Source organism: Pasteurella canis (assembly GCF_020810675.1).
Lineage (GTDB): Bacteria > Pseudomonadota > Gammaproteobacteria > Enterobacterales > Pasteurellaceae > Pasteurella > Pasteurella canis.
In genome coordinates this window covers 1,335,128-1,353,242 of sequence record NZ_CP085871.1, presented here as the reverse complement: position 1 = coordinate 1,353,242, position 18,115 = coordinate 1,335,128, and the positions used below count along the sequence as shown (strand labels likewise).

Here is an 18,115-nt window from a genome sequence, read left to right as displayed (position 1 = left end):
ATGCATTTTGAACATTTAAGCCACTATAGTGGTCATCTCCAGAGAGAGATGAAGTTAAATCGCTATGGTCATACAGGTCTACCTATTTTAGTTTTTCCCAGTTCGGGTGGCACACATAATGAATACGCTGATTTTGGTATGATTGACGCTTGTCAGCATTTTATTAATCAGGGTAAAGTGCAGTTTTTTACTTTATCGAGCGTGGATAGTGAAAGTTGGTTAGCCAATTGGAAATCACCTCATGATCGTGCTCAAATGCATACTGCTTATGAAAAATACTTAATTGAAGAAGCCATTCCTTTTATTAAACATCATACGCAATTTTTTGACTCAATGATGGCGACAGGATGTAGCATGGGTGGTTTTCATGCAGTAAATGCCTTTTTACAACATCCTGATGTATTCAGCAAAGTCATTGCTTTAAGTGGTGTCTATGATGTGCGTTATTTTGTTGGTGATTATGGTGATGACTCACTAGTCTATCGGAATTCTCCTAGCCAAAATGTGTGGTTACAGCAAGATGAATGGTTTTTAAATCAATATCGTGAGGCGGATATTATTATTTGTACAGGTCTTGGTGCTTGGGAACAAGATGGCTTGCCTTCATTTTATGAATTACAAAAAGCATTTGCTGCGAAGCATATTCCTGCATGGTTCGATATTTGGGGGCATGATGTTGCGCATGATTGGGATTGGTGGCGTATCCAAATGCCTTATTTCTTAAGTAAACTTCACTTTTAGGAGTGTTCTATGAATTACATCGTCATGTCACCTTATTATCCACCTAATTTCCAAACATTTTCTATCAAAATGCATGAGTTAGGTATCAATGTATTGGGAATAGGGCAAGAGCCTTATGAGCAGTTACCTGAAAATTTACGTGCTTCTTTAACTGAATATTTTAGAGTCAATAATCTTGAAGATATTGATGAAGTAAAAAGGGCTGTTGCTTTTTTATTTTATAAACATGGTCCGATTGATCGTATCGAATCGCAGAATGAACATTGGCTCAACAATGATGTATTGTTGCGAGAACAGTTTAATGTTGTTGGTTTGAAATCAGATGACTTGTTAAAAACAAAGCGCAAGTCAGAGATGAAGAAAATTTTTCAGTCTATCCCTGTGCCTGTTGTAGAAGGTGCATTAGTTAGGACGGAAAAAGAACTTGATAATGCAGTGAAAAAGTTAGGATTACCATTGATTGCGAAGCCTGATATTGGTGTAGGCGCAGGCGGTACATTTAAATTGGCATCAAAACAGGATGTTATTGCGTTTAAACAGCAATGGCAAGGATTGGATTATTTTTTAGAGCCTTTTGTCGAAGGGGATATTATTACATATGATGGCTTATTAGATCAGTATGGAAATATTCTATTTGAAACGAGTTTAGTTTATACCATTAGTCCAATGGAGTTATTTAAGAGAGAACATGATATTGGTTATTATGTTGTTAAAGCGCCAGATGAAAAGTTAAGAAAATATGGTAAAGCTATTACACAAGCTTTTGGTATGAAAGAGCGTTTTTTCCATTTGGAGTTTTTTAGATTACCAAATGATGAATATGTTGTGATTGAATACAATAATCGTCCACCAGGTTCTTATATTCTGGATATCTATAATATGGCATATCAAATTGACTTATATAAAGAATATGGTAAGGCTGTATTAGGTAATCAAGAAAAAGTGGTTGTATTCGATGAAACAGTCTGTGTTGCTCAATCAAGGCGTTACGATATTCATTATTCTTATTCTGAGCAGGAGCTTTATCAAAAATATGGGCAATATATTATCGCAAAACTTGAAACACCAAGAGCCTTTGCTGATTTGCAAGGAGATGTTGTTTATATTGTTAAAGCAGAGAGCCAAACATTAGCCAATGAAGTTATGCAAGCAATTTATTTACGTGCTTGAAATTAAAATAGAATGCCCAAATATTTTTGGGCATTGTTATTTTTAAGTATTCTTTTTATTTAAGATTATACTATTAGTAATTCGCTTCCTAACTCCCTTCCTCTTTTTAATTAGCCAGTATGGCATAAATCATATTATAAATATTATTTTTTGTTTAAAAACCAATCATTTTGATTGATAAATGATCTTTAAGATGATAAAAATATCTATATTTCATAAAAAATTAAATTTATATACATTATTGGAATAATGGTTGGAAAAAGAGGATATTTAAGTATGAATCGAATTTTTAAATCTAAATGGTGTGCAGTAAAACAAAGTTATGTAGCATGTTCAGAATTATCTAAACGAGCAGGTAAAATAGCTGGCGGTGGAATGATTTTATTGGCGGCATCGAGCATAGTAAATGCAACGAATAACTTACCTATTACCATATCTACGACAGGAGAAGTCACAGGGAAAAAGTATGATCAAACTCTAAATAATAGTTTCTTCAATATTAATAACGGTGCTGTTGCAACGCTCAAGGGTGATATGAGTTTTAATATCAAGGCGAATGGTGATAATGAAACACGCATTGATGTGACAAATAGTAGTCTCGTAACAGAAGATAAGCTGTCGATTATGATCACACCTGAAGCATCAGTAAAGCATTCTCGACCAAAAGGTATGATTATTCGTGGTGATTCTAATAGTAGGATTAAAGATTTGGATGTGGACGTCACCTTAGCTAGTGAAGAAGATAAAGATAATGGAACACCAGATAGTAACGCCTCTTATGGTGTGGCATTAGGCTATGATTCTCAAGGTGGAGAAAATAGTAAATATGCTCGGCTAATTGTAGATAATGCTGATATTAATGTTACTAATACTGTCAATACTGTACAGGGGAGTAAAACTGTTACGAGGTCTGTTTTAGGTTTTCCTATAACAGCAAAAGTTATTTTTGGTCATCAACTATCAGGGTTGAAGATTTATAGAAAAAATGGTGCAACACCTGAATTTATTTCAAATGGTAAGTTAAATATTAATGTGACAGATAGTAGTACAGCTAAATCAGGCGACTATTTAGTTGGAGTGTATATTTCTGGAAATGGGTCGAAAGCAGTATTTAATGGTGATACGACAATTAGCGTAAAAGCAAATGGTATTAACTCTGCAGGGATCAAAATTGGTAAGCCAATCGAGAAAGGTGTTGAAACAGGTGAAAAAGGTGCCAGTGTCATTTCTCATGGTAAGCTTATAGTCGATACTACAATGACAAAAGAGTCAGCAGCGGTTCGTCTTTTTGGACAAAACTCTAAGTTTGAAATTACAGGAGAAAAAACAGATCAAGCATCTGAAATTAAGTCAGGTAATTCTGCTATTGTATTTGATACACAGGACTATAAAACATTCGCGGATGTAACGCTTGCAGGAAGAATAGAAACCTCTCGTAATGAAAATAATACAGATAATAGTGTGAAGCTCAAAAATACTATTTTGACGACTACATCTGTAACAGACTCATTAATTAAAGTTAAAGCAGAAAGAGTAAGAGATCAGAGTTTTGGTCAACAAGGTCGATTTTCAGATCAATTAACGCATGGTAATTTTAATGTCAAGAATGCGACTTTTACTTTATCTGGAGAAAAATCATTCGCCAGTGCAGCAGAACAAGGATGGTTGGTTGAAGTGCAGGGACAACACAATATTTCATCTGATCTTAATGTGGATATCTCCGATAAAGCTGTTGTTGAAGGATTAATGTATAAAGCACTGTCCTCTAAACTTAATGTTAATGTAGATACTAATGCCGTTTGGAATTTGAAGAAGAAAGGCGATATTACGACTTCTGTTGTGAATAACTTAACTTTATCAAATCAAGCGATCTTGGATGCAGGTAAATATCTCACAGAGGCTGATAAAGCACATTATACTTTGAAACTTAGTAGTGACGGTACAAGAAGTGATGGCTTGTTAACCAATTCTGGTACTATCACTATGGATAATAACTCCCACAATGATGTATTAACTTTAGAAGGGAATTATACTGCTAAACCAGGTGCTACTTTAAGAGTTAATACTTTATGGAATACACCAGGAGATGAAAACGGCATTAACTCGAAATCCGATTTACTTGAAATAAAAGGCTTTGCTTCTGGAAAAACACAAGTCTTTGCAAGAACTGTGAATACACATCAACAAGATTTGATTGATGGGAGTATTGGTAGTATAAAAAATGACTTGAATACTCATAGTGCACCTATTGTTCGTATTTATAATCCAATAGAAAGTGAACATCATGCTTTTGTTGGTACGGCGAGAACAACTGGCGCAGGTCAGTTACAGTTGAAAGAAGTAGATAAAACGGATCCAACAGGAGGTCAAAGGGTACGTGAGTATGTATGGACTTTAACAGTTGCAAATACGGCTCAGCCAATTTTAGATTCAACAGTTGCAGCTTATACACAAATGCCTCTAGTCAATTTAGAACAAAGCTATATGACAGTAGGAACATTACATAGTCGTCGTGGAGAAAACCAAATATTTAATTGGGATTATAGTAATGATATTTCAGGTCAAAGTTGGGGACGTATAAGAGGTTCGCACTTACACACTAAAGGTAAAACACGTTTAGCTTATGACACAGATATGTTAAGTGCTCAAATTGGCTATGACTTTGCACTACAAAGAACAAACGATAAGGGACATCGTTTAACAGGTGTTTATGCAGCATATACACGAGCAAATGCTGATTTCTTCGATCATTTACGTGCAGAACATGCATTAATATTAGAAGATAAATACACTGGTAAAGGGAAAGCAACAGGCTGGGCACTTGGTATAAATCATACACGTTATGCAGAGAACGGTAGTTATCTTGACTTAGTTGGTCAATTGACTTTTTTGAGTAATAAATATACATCTCGTGAATTGTATAGTGCAAAAAATAAAGGAACAAGTTATCTAGTTTCAGCAGAAGTAGGTCGTCCGTTTGTATTAAATAAACATGAGAGAAACCAAGCTAATTGGTTAATTGAACCACAAGCTCAATTGAGTTATCAATACCTTGATATGGCAGGTTTTAATGATAATCAACGCCAAGTTGAACAAGGTAATATACATAGTTTACGTGGTCGTTTAGGAGCAAGACTGGCATATAATCAACCTGCAGGCTATGAGAATTCTCAGACAAAAACTTTCTATTTAACAGCAAATTTATTACATGATCTTAATCATGCGAAGTCAGTCAAGATCGGTAAAGACAAGATACGTGATAAATATGATAAAACTTGGTGGGATATTGGTTTAGGTATTCAACATCCAATTAGTCAAAAAGTGTATGTTTATATTGATGTAAGTTATAAAGGTAGTTTTACGGGAGAAAGAAAGCATGAAGGGTATCGTGGCGGAGTAGGCTTAAAATATAACTGGTGATTAATGTTAAATAAGGGGGGATATTTCTCTCTTATTTATCAAGCTAAAAAATGAATTTAATAACTTTAACTTTGGTTTCATTAACCATGTTAGTTTATCAGGCTTATGATCACTTTATGATGTAAGCTATCAATAATGTGATAACGAAATAAAAAAAGCAACGTATGACAATGTTGCTTTTTTATTTTATATAATATGCGTAAGGCTTAAATAAAAAACATATCATGAATCAAGAAAAAGAGAATATGATATAGGAGATAACTTATCAAGCATGCATTGTGCTGTTGCTTATTTTTATAGTTTTTTGATGGCAGTATGAAAAATAGGGCTTTATTAAGCCAATCGAATAATAGTATTTTATATTTGAATAATTATTTAATAGTTTTCAGGTTTTAGTATGGCATTACAAATCGGTATTGATTTAGGTACAACAAATAGTTTAATTGCACAATTTATAGAGGGAGAAACGCGTTTAATTCCTAATCGATTAGGTCATTATTTAACGCCGTCAGTGATTAGTGTTAGCGATGACGACTCTCTTTTAGTGGGTTTACCTGCACGTGAACGCTTATCAACTAACCCTCATTTAAGTGCGGCAGCATTTAAACGTTTTATGGGTACGGATAAAGTCTTTTATTTAGGAAAGAGAAAATTTCGTGCAGAAGAATTATCGGCGCTGATTTTAAGAAGCTTGAAAGAAGATGCAGAAGCGTTTTTAGGCGAAGAAGTCACGGATGTTGTCATTACAGTACCAGCTTATTTTAATGCAATTCAGCGCCAAGCGACGAAAGCAGCGGCACAAATGGCCGGATTAAACGTATTACGTTTGCTTAATGAACCTACTGCGGCAGGCTTAGCGTATAATTTACAAGAAAAGCCAGATGATACTCGCTTTATGATTTACGACTTAGGTGGCGGTACATTTGATGTTTCAATTCTAGATTATTTTGATGGTGTGGTACAAGTATCGGCGAGTGCAGGTGACAATCATCTTGGTGGTGAGGATTTCGTACAAGTCGTTTATCATTGTTTCCTTCAACGTTGTCAAACCTTGACAGAAAAAGAGCGCGCGACAATTACTGAAAATAAAGCTCTCTGGCAATTATTTGAAAGTGCTAAACGTACATTAAGCCAAGAAAAATTTGTTGATATTACTTTAGTGATAGATGAAAGAGAACATTCTGCGAGAGTGACTTTTGATGAATTTTATCAAGCGTCACAAGGTTTATTAGCACGTTTACGTAAACCTTTAGAAAGAGCGCTACGTGATGCTAAATTACGTCCGAGCCAAATTGATGGCATTATTCTTGTAGGTGGTGCGACAAGAATGCCAATGGTTCGCCATATGATTGGTCAGCTGTTTCAACGGATTCCACAAGCTAGTATTCATCCTGATGAGGCGATTGCTCGTGGTGCTGCCGTACAAGCGGCTTTAATTGCGCGCCATGCCAGTGTAGAAGAGGTTGTCCTGACGGATGTGATGCCTTTTTCCTTGGGGACAAATACAGTGAAAGAGTTTGATGGACGTAATGTGGGGGGGCAATTTGCCCCTATTATTGAGCGTAATATGCCTGTTCCTGTTTCTCGTGTGCAAACTTTTAGTACCGTGTTTGATAATCAAACTCAAATTCACTTTGAAATTTTGCAAGGTGAGTCACCATTGGCAAAAGAAAATTTACAGTTAGGTGAAATGAGTATCCATGTCCCCGCAAAACCTGCTGGGGAAGTGCTAGTAGATGTGCGTTTTAGTTATGATTCTAATGGGTTATTGGAAGTGGATATTAGTAATCAAGAGTTAAAGTTGCAAGTATCGGATATTTTTCAACAAAATGCACAAAGTTTAACAGCAGAGGAAATCGAGCAATCTCGTCAAAAATTGACCGCACTTAAAGTACATCCACGTGATCAAGCACAAAATGTTTACTTATTGGAAAAAGCAAAACGTCTATATGAAGAATATCTTGGTGAAAATCGTCAGATTATCAGTGAGCATATGGGCTATTTTTTGGCTGCACTTGATAGCCAAGATGAAATTCAAATTCGCCGAGCGCAAAAACATTTTAGTGAATTTCTATCCCGTTATGATGGTGGCTGGTTGTTATAAGTAAGTTGGTGGTGATTTTTTATGAACTGTTGGGCTATCTTAAATATTGAGCCGACGAGTGATGAGCGCGCTATTCGTCGCGCTTATGCTAAGCAAGTCAAAATAACACGTCCTGACGAGGATGCACAAGGCTATCAACAATTACGAGAAGCATTTGATGAAGCATTATCTATTGCACACTATTACCAAGAGCAAGAAGAGTGGGGGTGGGAGGATAGTGCTGAAGATGTTATTCCATCAAATGCATTACCTCAACCTGCTGTTGGGTCTGAGCAACAAATCGCTACGCTAGAGCACTTAACAAGCAACCTATTAGATGCTACAACAAGTCAAGATGAAGTTCTTACCCCTATTCAAGCGCCAAATCTTGATACTTGTAAGCAGGTTGATGAACAGTTAGTTCTAACCCAAGATAAATCTGCCCTTGGGTCAACTTCGCCAACAGAGACACAAAATGTCCATACGTTTGTTAATCAACAGACTATGAATATTAGCTTAATCTCCGTAGAGCATGTACTAGCTGATATTCAACAACGTTTTGAGCAGACGGGGGCAAAAGGGTTAGTTGCTGATTGGGAACAGATTCAAGCACAGTTAGCCCGTTTACCTTTGGAGGATAGCAATCATGCTTCTTGGTTATTATGGCAATTTTTAAAAGATAATTTAATTACAAATCCTTATTTATGGACCCAGTGGTCAAATTATTTTAATTGGCATGATGATTATCAAGTTGATAATTTTTTATCTTTTGATGAACAAGAACAATTAAGAGAGTATTTATTTATTGCAGATTTAGTTAGTGATAGTTCTTTTGGTGTTGAGGAATATCCAGTAGCCAAGAAATTGATGAGTCAAATAGCCAAAGGGCGTCATTTTTTACTCAATGTTTTTTATACTTTTTTGGTCTACCCATTCTTGTGTTATGAGCAACCAAAGGGATATCGTTTTTTATTTGATGAATATAATTTCGCTTTTTTAAAAATACATCAACGTAGTAAATATTTAAGAGTGCTACTGAGAGCTTATCTGATGTATGTTTTATGTTTTTTACCTATTCAAGCTCAATCTGGTTTTACAGCTCAAGTGCTTTCGATGAGTATTTTATTTTTATTGATGATGGGGTTATTTGCCATTTTTGCTCCAATAGTATTGTATTTTGCACCAAAAAATCAGTCTTTTAGGTTGGTTGTAGGCGTGATATTGCCTATATTACTGTTGATACCTCTCTATTTTCAGCAATTAGATAGCTTTATTATGCAACAACCATTGTTATGTTTTGTCATGGTGTGTTTTTTGTGGGGTTGTATCGATAATGAACTAGGTTGGCACAAGTTTGGTTATAACTTAGCGACATTAGGATTATTTTGGTTATTTGGTTTGCAAGGGCAAAATAGCGGGTTAGATGGTTTTCTTATGATGTTGGGGCTAATTTGGTTGAATAGTAATTTATTTTTGACTCAATATTATCCTGCTATTTATATGTATTTATATGACAAGATGAAGACTCCTTTTTTACAATTACCTAAAAAATTTACTGAACTGCCTTTGTTTGTGTGGAGTAGCCTAATCAGTATACTATTATGGTTCTGTTTATTGCCATCATTGGTGGGAAATTGGTTAGCAAGGACACATGATAGAGGTAGTATTTTTGAGATTGTTGTAATTGCGCTATTGATATTAGCTAGTTTGAGTCAATTCACTGACTATGCATTATTTTTATTTTATCCAGTATTATTATGTCTTTATCTATTCCAACTGGCTATCAAGAAAGTCGTTTTTTATTTGTGGGATTGAAAATAATAAATAAGGAAAACGCATGATGAATAAAATTAAACTCCCTCCTCCTGTTGTATTTATAGGTTGTGCAACCGCAATGGTATATGTGCCTGCTTTAATTACTTTTCCACAGTGGATCTGGTTGATAGCAAGTTTGGTTTTTGCGAGTATGTTAATCGCAGGTATGAGTTTGTGGCAATTTTTACAGGCGAGAACAACAGTGAGTCCACTTGCATTAGAACAGACCTCTACATTAGTTGTCGCTGGTGTCTATAAAATTAGTCGTAATCCAATGTACTTGAGTTTAGCTTTGTTGTTATTAGCTTGGGCGCTCTGGTTGGGTAGTTTAAGTGCGGTCATTTTTTTCATTCTTTTTATTGTAGTGATGACAAAGTGGCAAATTAAACAAGAAGAACAAGTGTTAGAGCAGCTATTTGGACAAACTTATTTAGATTATAAACAGAAAGTAAGACGCTGGTTATAAAATGAAAGAGTGGAATAAAAAAGCAAAGTGACTTGAACGCACTTTGCTTTTTTGTTTGTAGTAATAGATTATTTAGTTAAATCAACTTGATAAACTGCAAATCCAATTTCATCTGTGCCTACTCGTTTTACTGCGTATTGTGCTTTTTCCTCAATAAATTGTTTTGCTTTTTCACTTGGAGATGTTTCAAAACGAATATCCAGTTTGGCTTTTGTATTAATTGGTGCGATACGCCAGTTTTTATCTGCGCTAGGGCGAACCTGTCCATGTGCTTTACTTTCAGATGTAATGTAATTAGCCAAAATTTGACGGTTTTCATCTGGTGCTGCAAAGACAATATGGCTATCGCCTGTGCCAGGGAATTTAGCACCATAAGCACGATAATTGTTGGTTGCAATTAAGAATCCTGCTTTTGGATCAACTGGTTTGCCTTGGTAAGTTAAATTAATGACACGATGTGATTTATCATTAATTAATTTACAATCACCATCATAACGTGCTGGTTGAGTGATATCGAATTGATATTGCACACCGTCAATTACATCAAAATTGTAAGTACGGAAACCTGTCCAATCTAATAAACTTTGTGGTTGTTCATTATTTGGATCGATTTGTTTGAACATACCAGCGCTACATTCCAACCATTCTTTTAATTCCGCACCAGTAACTTTTACTACAACGAGTGTGTTTGGGTAGAGATACAAGTCTGCTGCATTACGGAAAGTCAAATCGCCTTTATCGACTTCAGTATAACCTGTAGGATCATTCTTACGACCACCTGCTTTGAATGGGGCTCCTGCACTTAAAACAGGTAGTCCAGCTAATTCTGGTAAACCTTTTACTACATTTTCAACATAGGCTTTTTGTGCTTGGTTAACAATTTGAACTGTTGGATCATCCTGTACTAAGGCTAAATAGCTGTACATATTATCATCTGCTTTACCAATAGGCTGTGACACAAATTCACGAGTGGCTTGGTGAACAGGTGCTAAAAGTGCGCTGATTTCTGGATGGTTTTCAACAGTAGCTTTTTTGTTTTCTGCATCATAAATAGGGCGTAATTCTGCTTTACCATCAGTGACTAACCATTTGCCATTTACTTGTGATAAGGTTAAATCAACGACACTAATGTTGTTGCCCCAGTAACCAGCCATACTTTCTGGTACACCTTTAACTGTTCCTTTTGCGATATCAACATTAGGTGACTTTGCAAATTCTTTATTTGGGAATAATCGATGTGCGTGACCGAAAATAATCGCATCTAACCCTTTTACATCAGCAAGGTGGAATGCGGCATTTTCCTCACCTTCTTGGTATGGTTCATCAGATGGACCCGTGTGGGCGAGTGCAACAATAATGTCAGCCCCTTTTTGTTTAACAATTGGTACATATTTTTCTGCTGTTTTCTTGATGTCATGTGCTAGTACTTTACCATCAAGATTTGCTTTATCCCAAATCATAACTTGTGGTGGCACAAAACCAATATAGCCAATTTTGAGCATGTGTTTTTTACCATTGCTATCAACGACTTCTTTTTCTTGGATAAAATAAGGTTGATAACGTGGCTCATTAGAATCTGCTTTGACAACGTTAGCATTAATAATAGGGAATTTTGCTTGACGGATTGAGTCATCAAGATAATCTAATCCATAGTTAAATTCATGGTTACCTAAGGTTCCTACGTCATATTGCATTGCATTTAATGCATCAATAGCGGGGTTTGATTTACCTTCTTTGTAACCTTTAGCTGCTTGATAATCTGCGATTGGGTTCCCTTGAATTAAGTCGCCATTATCAACTAATACACTATTTGGAACCTCGTTACGTGCTTGTTTGATTAATGATGCGGTGCGAGTAAAGCCAAACTTTTCGGTTGGTGCATCTTTGTAATAGTCAAAATCAGTTAAGAAACTGTGTACATCTGTTGTGGCAATAACGCGTAATGAAACCGAATTTTGCGCAGCAGCAGATACATATTTAGAGGCAGTAAAAGTTAAAATACTGCAAGCACCTAATTGTAGAAAACGTCTTCTATCCATAATGACTCCTTAATGTAGAAATGAGAAAAATTAGGGGGTATTCATTCTAGAGAAATTACAGTGACTTCTCTAGTGATTTCTAACCAGAGAATGTGATCTGACTCATAAAATAGAGAAAAAGTGCGGTTTATTTTTATCAGATTTTGTTATAAAAATCCCCTCAATTGAGGGGATTCGCGATAAACTAGTTTGAGCAGTTACAATGTTCTGCTTTCTTAGCAAAACGTTCTGCAACAAAATCCCAGTTTACTACATGCCAAAATTCTTTAATGTAGTCTGGGCGACGATTTTGGAATTTTAAGTAGTAAGCGTGTTCCCAAACATCTAAGCCTAAAAGTGGGTAACCTTCACAACCTGCAATTTCTTTACCCATAATAGGCGAGTCTTGGTTTGCTGTTGAAACAACTGCTAATTTTCCATCGGCTTGTAAAACTAACCAAGCCCAACCAGAACCAAAACGTGTTGCAGCTGCTTTTTCAAATTCTGCTTGAAAAGCTTCAACAGAGCCAAAATCGCGAACGATAGCCTCTTTTAAAGGACCTTGCAAAGTAGTACCTTTTTTTAGACTTTTCCAGAATAAACTGTGGTTTAAATGACCACCTGCGTTATTACGTAATGCTGTAAATTTATCTGCAGGTACTTGTGATAGTTTGCTTAATAATTCACCAGGGCAAGCACTAGCGAACTCAGGTAAATTTTCTAATGCCGCATTTGCATTATTTACATAAGCTTGGTGGTGCTTAGAATGGTGAATCTCCATTGTCATTGCATCAAAATGTGGTTCTAATGCATCGTAGGCATAGCCTAATTCAGGTAGAGTGTAAGCCATAGTAATTTCCTTAATTGCGTAGAAGTAATATAAATAAAAGGCAATACTGCCAAGAAGGTAACAATATTTTAACAGAAAAATTGATTGAGATCATTATTTCTCTGTTTTTTTAACAAAAAGAAAAGAGCAGATTAAAACTATCTGCTCTATGATTTTTATATATAACTAGGCGCAACGAGAATCGACATTCGCAGCAGCAATTGCAACCATGTTAATAATACGTCGTACTGAAGAGGCCGCAGTAAGAATATGTACTGGTTTCTTCATTCCCATTAAAATAGGTCCTACTGTAATTGGTGTTGCTGTACCTTGTAGTAAGTTTAAACTAATACGCGCAGCTTCCATATTTGGCATAACAAGTAAGTTTGCAGCGCCTTTTAATGGGCTATCAGGCATCGTTTCGTGACGTAGCTTTTCATTTAACGCCACATCACAATGCATTTCACCATCAATGATTAATTCTGGTGCTTTTTCTTTTACTAATGCTAAAACTTCGCGCATTTTGACCGCACTTGGGTCATCAAATGTACCAAAATTAGAATGTGATACCAGTGCAATTTTAGGCTCAATACCAAAACGACTTACCTCGTTTGCAGCCATAATCGTAATTTCAGCAAGCTCTTGTGCAGTTGGATTTTGGTTAACAAAAGTATCTGTGATAAATAAATTACCAGTTGGTAAAACTAACCCATTTACTGTCGCAGGTGTTGGTACACAAGGCTGGACTCCAATGACTTCTTTGATGTTACTTAAGTGAGATGCGTAAGGACCAACTAGACCGCATAACATCGCATCTGCTTTCCCTAATTCAAGTAACACGGAGCCAATGACGGTTGGATTATGAAGCATTTTACGTTGTGCACCCGCTGGAGTAATCCCTTTACGCTTGAGTAAGTTGTAATACTCATGACAACACTCTTCAAAGTAAGGATTATTTTCAATATCTACTAATTCAAAATCACGTCCTTCTTGGAGCTGTAAACCAAGTTGTTTAATTTTTTGTTTAATTACACTTGGTCGTCCTAATAGAATTGGTGTTGCAATCCCTAAAGTGGCGATCTCTTGTACAGCGTGTAAGACTCGAGATTCTTCTCCATCTGTTAATAATACACGTTTTTTGTTTTGCTTCGCTTGGACAAAAACAGGTTTCATGAATAGGTTCGTTTTGTAAACAAACTGTGTCAGTTTTTCAATATAAGCATCAAAATCTTCAATTGGGCGTGTTGCTACCCCTGAGTCCATCGCTGCTTTTGCCACAGCTGGTGCGATTTTGACTATCAGACGTGGATCGAATGGCTTTGGAATAAGGTATTCTGGTCCAAAGGACAATTCTGTTTCACCATAAGCAGATGTCACCACTTCGCTTTGCTCTGCTAGAGCAAGATCGGCTATTGCATGGACTGCTGCGAGTTTCATTTCCTCATTAATGGCAGTTGCACTGACATCTAATGCACCGCGAAAAATGAATGGGAAGCACAGAACGTTGTTGACTTGATTTGAGTAGTCAGAGCGACCTGTGCAGACAATGGCATCTGGACGCACTGCTTTTGCCAATGGTGGTAGAATTTCTGGATCTGGGTTGGCGAGTGCAAGAATTAATGGATTTGCTGCCATAGTTTTGACCATATCTTGTGTTAACGTACCTGCGGCAGAACAACCTAAGAAAATATCTGCATCATTAATCACTTCGGCTAAGGTACGCTTACCATTATCTTCAATCGCATAAAGTTTTTTCGTCTCATCCATTCGCTCATCGCGTCCATGGAAAATCACACCTTTAGAATCACATACCACAATGTTTTCACGTGGTAAGCCAAGGCTCACTAATAGATTTAAGCAAGCAATAGATGCGGCGCCAGCACCAGAAGCGACTAATTTAACTTTAGCGATATCTTTTTTCACAATGCGTAAACCATTTAGTACGGCAGCTGAGCTAATAATTGCAGTACCATGTTGATCATCATGAAATACAGGAATTTTCATGCGCTCACGTAACTTTTGTTCAATGTAAAAACATTCAGGTGCTTTAATATCTTCTAAATTGATCCCACCAAAAGTAGGTTCAAGTGAGGCGATAATATCAACAAGTTTATCTGGATCACTTTCATCAATCTCGATATCAAAAACATTCACACCAGCAAATTTTTTGAATAGCACGCCTTTGCCTTCCATTACAGGTTTACCAGCAAGTGCACCGATATTACCTAGACCTAAGACTGCACTACCATTCGAAATAACTGCTACTAAATTACCACGTGATGTATAGCGATAAGAGGCAGCAGGATCGGCTTGAATTTCAAGGCAAGGCACAGCAACACCCGGCGAATAGGCTAATGCTAAATCCCGTTGTGTCGCAAGAGATTTAGTCGGTGTGACTTCAATTTTTCCAGGTGTTGGATATTCGTGGAAATCCAGTGCGGCTTGACGTAATTGTGCATCCATAAAACAGTCCTCTTGTTGAGATATAAAAATAATTAAGACTATTTATTATAAAGAAAATCAAAAGAAAAAATGTGATATAAAACACAGTATTGGTATTTTAGTTACAAAGAGTGATTGCTTATTTTGGTTGAATAACTCGCTTTAAAAGTGAAACGTAGTAGAATACTTGAGTTTAAGACTTGGATTATTTGGATAAGCAATGCGATTAGATAAGTTTTTGGCTGAAAATACAGGATTGACTCGCTCACAAGCAAATAAAGCTTTAAAACAAAGTGCGGTCATGATAAATGGAAAAGTAGAAAAAAATGGCGCAGTAAAAATTATGCCTCAAGATGAAATTTATTTTGAAGGCGAATTATTAACTTGGGTAGAAGAAGGGCAATATATTATGTTGTACAAACCCCAAGGGTATATCTGTTCACATGATGAGGGTGATTATCCAAGTATTTATCAGTTCTTTGATTATCCACTTTCAAGTAAATTACATAGTGCAGGTCGATTAGATGTTGATACGACAGGGCTTGTATTATTGACAGATGATGGTCAGTGGTCCCACCGCATCACTTCACCAAAGCATCATTGTGAGAAAACCTATCTTGTTACATTAGCGGATCCAGTAGAGAATCATTATCAGCAATCTTGTCAGCAAGGTATTTTATTACGTGGTGAGAAAGTCGCGACTAAACCTGCCAAATTAGAAATTCTGGATGATTATCAGGTAAATTTAACAATTAGCGAAGGACGTTATCATCAAGTAAAACGTATGTTTGCGGCTTTAGGTAATAAGGTGGTTAATTTACACCGTTGGAAAATTGGCGATATTGAATTAGACGAAAATTTGGCAGAAGGTGAGTATCGTTCACTTTCCGAACAAGAAATAAATAGTTTTAATAAAGGATAATATGTTAACTGAACAAAAGCCTATAAAAGCAGGTGCGATTTTTATCATTACATTAGGGATTTTATCCATGCTACCACCTTTAGGGGTGGATATGTATCTTCCTGCTTTTTTACTGATTGCGAAAGATTTAAATGTCACGCCTGAACAAGTTCAACATACTTTGACATTTTTTGCCGCGGGGATGGCAATTGGGCAACTTTTTTGGGGACCTGTAGGAGATAGCTATGGACGTAAACCGATTATTTTACTAGGTGTGCTCGTAAGTGCCCTTGCAGCACTAATTTTAACTAATATTTATTCAATTGGTCAGTTTACAGGATTTCGTTTTATACAAGGTTTTTTTGGTGCAGCGCCAGTAGTCTTAGTTGGGGCGATTCTACGTGATTTATTTCATAAAAATGAATTATCTAGGATCATGTCATCAATTACCTTGGTTTTTATGTTAGCACCTTTATTAGCACCGATTATTGGCGGTCATTTAGTTTCTTGGTTCCATTGGCATTCTATTTTTTATGTTATCAGTTTTATGGGATTTTTATCCTGTTTATTAGTCTTCGTGATCATTCCCGAAACACATCACAAAGCACAGCGTATCCCCCTTAGGTTAGGTGTTGTTGGACGAAACTTTTTAACACTTTGTCAGCAAAGAGAAGTGTTAGGTTATATGTTTGCTTCTGCTTTTGGTTTTGGTGGTCTATTTGCTTTGATTACGGCAGGTTCAATCGTCTATGTCGGGCTTTATGGTATACCTGTCGATCAATTTGGCTATTTCTTTATGTTTAATATTGCTGTTATGACAGTCGGATCTTTCATTAATGGTCGTATTGTTAATAAAGTAGGGACTGAAGTGATGCTTAGAGCGGGGTTGCTTATTCAATTTATCGCGGCTATTGGCTTGATCATGGTTTCTCTTTTTGATCTTGGTTTTTGGCTTATGACATTTTGTTTAGCTATTTTTGCAGGACAAAACCCTTTAATTTCATCTAATGCTATGGCATCTATTTTAGAAAAGTTTCCCAAAATGGCTGGTACAGCCAATTCTGTTGTTGGTAGTGTACGGTTTGGTACGGGTGCAATAGTTGGTTCTCTAGTCGCTTTGATGCCAATGAAAAGCGCTGCACCGATGTTATTAACTATGGCATGTTGTAGCGTCGCAGCGGTCAGTTGCTATTATTTTTTAATTTATCGACATTCTAAAGATTAAAATGACAAAGCTCACTATTAAAGATATTGCACGTTTAAGTGGTGTTGGAAAATCTACTGTATCACGAGTGTTGAATAATGATTCCAAAGTCAGTGAGGCAACGCGTCAGCGTGTACAACATGTTATTGCACAGTATGGTTTTCAGCCTTCAAAATCAGCTCGGGCAATGCGTGGTGTAACTGATCGCGTAATAGGCATTATCGTCACACGTTTATCCTCGACTGCTGAGAATCAAGTGTTATCAAGTATTCTACCTTTACTTTATGGGCAACAATGCGAACCTATTATTGTTGAAAGTCAATTTAAGCCTGAATTAGTGAAAGAACATTTAGCCTTTTTCCAGAAACGTGGTGTAGATGGGGTGATTTTATTTGCATTTAGTGAGTTAGATGAGAGAGATTTAGATGGATGGCAGCATAATATGGTTGTTATTGCGAGAAATTATACTACTTTCTCCTCTATTTACTATAATGATACAAAAGCAGTAAGTTTGCTGATGTCCCATCTTTATGAACAAGGGCACCGTCAGATTAGTTATTTAGGTGTGAGCGATCAAGATACAACTACTGGTTATGCTCGTCATCAAGCATATTTACATTTTTGTCAACAATACAGCTTACAACCTTGCTCTTTACAAGGTGAATTAGGGTATGAATGGGCATATAATCATACAAGTGCGGTTATTTTTCCTGAAGTTTCTGCTCTTGTTTGTGCCACTGATACTTTAGCGATTGGCGCACTAAAATATCTGCAAGAACAACACTTATCACATATTCAAGTATGTGGGGTAGGCAAAAGCCGATTGTTGCAGTTCTTATTTCCTAAGGTGTTAAGTGTTGATTTAGGGTTTGATCAAGTGGGTGAAGTTGCAGTGAAACAATTACTTGCTTTATTGGCACATCAACCTATTCAACATTATTGTCTCGATTGTCGATTAGTTATTTAATATCTTTATTTATCTTTTTATTGGATTTGTGATCTTGATCTCATTTTATTCACTTTGAT

The 18,115-nt window shown here is 36.4% G+C and carries 12 protein-coding genes; 9 read left to right on the top strand and 3 right to left on the bottom strand.

The window, feature by feature from the left end:
* The 6 genes from K7G93_RS06315 to K7G93_RS06290 all read left to right on the top strand — a co-directional run bounded on the left by K7G93_RS06315 (position 1) and on the right by K7G93_RS06290 (position 9,695).
* Positions 1 to 741 carry an esterase family protein gene (locus tag K7G93_RS06315; protein WP_160531277.1) on the top strand — a complete coding sequence of 247 codons (741 nt, stop codon included), beginning with the start codon at positions 1 to 3 and terminating at the stop codon, positions 739 to 741.
* A gap of 9 nt (positions 742 to 750) precedes the next feature.
* Positions 751 to 1,911 (top strand): ATP-grasp domain-containing protein, encoded by a 1,161-nt coding sequence (locus K7G93_RS06310; protein WP_115323063.1) that lies wholly within the window; start codon positions 751 to 753, stop codon positions 1,909 to 1,911.
* Between the two features lie 276 nt (positions 1,912 to 2,187).
* The gene (locus K7G93_RS06305; protein WP_226690694.1) at positions 2,188 to 5,331 is read left to right on the top strand and encodes an autotransporter outer membrane beta-barrel domain-containing protein; all 3,144 of its coding nucleotides are present in this window, start codon (positions 2,188 to 2,190) and stop codon (positions 5,329 to 5,331) included.
* Between the two features lie 397 nt (positions 5,332 to 5,728).
* Positions 5,729 to 7,435 carry a molecular chaperone HscC gene (locus K7G93_RS06300; RefSeq protein ID WP_226690695.1) on the top strand — a complete coding sequence of 569 codons (1,707 nt, stop codon included), beginning with the start codon at positions 5,729 to 5,731 and terminating at the stop codon, positions 7,433 to 7,435.
* A gap of 21 nt (positions 7,436 to 7,456) precedes the next feature.
* Entirely contained in the window at positions 7,457 to 9,229 is a 1,773-nt protein-coding gene (locus tag K7G93_RS06295; RefSeq protein WP_226690696.1) for a J domain-containing protein, read from the top strand.
* A 22-nt stretch (positions 9,230 to 9,251) separates the two neighbouring features.
* Positions 9,252 to 9,695 carry a methyltransferase family protein gene (locus K7G93_RS06290; RefSeq protein ID WP_065518448.1) on the top strand — a complete coding sequence of 148 codons (444 nt, stop codon included), beginning with the start codon at positions 9,252 to 9,254 and terminating at the stop codon, positions 9,693 to 9,695.
* Positions 9,696 to 9,763: 68 nt separating this feature from the next.
* Here the strand turns inward: K7G93_RS06290 and cpdB are convergent, their stop codons facing one another.
* The 3 genes from cpdB to K7G93_RS06275 form a co-directional block, all read right to left on the bottom strand.
* The gene (gene cpdB / locus K7G93_RS06285) at positions 9,764 to 11,737 is read right to left on the bottom strand and encodes a 2',3'-cyclic-nucleotide 2'-phosphodiesterase (protein WP_226690740.1); all 1,974 of its coding nucleotides are present in this window, start codon (positions 11,735 to 11,737) and stop codon (positions 9,764 to 9,766) included.
* 181 nt (positions 11,738 to 11,918) lie between these two features.
* Positions 11,919 to 12,563, bottom strand: coding sequence for a superoxide dismutase [Mn] (gene sodA, locus K7G93_RS06280; protein WP_115323058.1), 645 nt, complete (start codon positions 12,561 to 12,563; stop codon positions 11,919 to 11,921).
* Positions 12,564 to 12,728: 165 nt separating this feature from the next.
* A complete protein-coding gene (locus K7G93_RS06275; protein WP_226690697.1) occupies positions 12,729 to 15,005 on the bottom strand; it encodes an NADP-dependent malic enzyme in 2,277 nt (758 codons plus the stop codon).
* Positions 15,006 to 15,204: 199 nt separating this feature from the next.
* Here K7G93_RS06275 and rsuA point away from each other — a divergent pair, with 199 nt between their 5' ends.
* Genes rsuA through treR form a run of 3 tightly spaced genes read left to right on the top strand, consistent with a single transcriptional unit; the run spans position 15,205 to position 18,056 of the window.
* Entirely contained in the window at positions 15,205 to 15,906 is a 702-nt protein-coding gene (rsuA, locus tag K7G93_RS06270) for a 16S rRNA pseudouridine(516) synthase RsuA (protein WP_049216272.1), read from the top strand.
* Between the two features lies 1 nt (position 15,907).
* On the top strand, positions 15,908 to 17,110 hold the full coding sequence (locus tag K7G93_RS06265) for a Bcr/CflA family multidrug efflux MFS transporter (protein ID WP_226690698.1): 1,203 nt from the start codon (positions 15,908 to 15,910) through the stop codon (positions 17,108 to 17,110).
* A gap of 1 nt (position 17,111) precedes the next feature.
* A complete protein-coding gene (treR, locus tag K7G93_RS06260; RefSeq protein WP_228400331.1) occupies positions 17,112 to 18,056 on the top strand; it encodes a trehalose operon repressor TreR in 945 nt (314 codons plus the stop codon).
* The last annotated feature ends 59 nt before the right edge of the window (positions 18,057 to 18,115 follow it).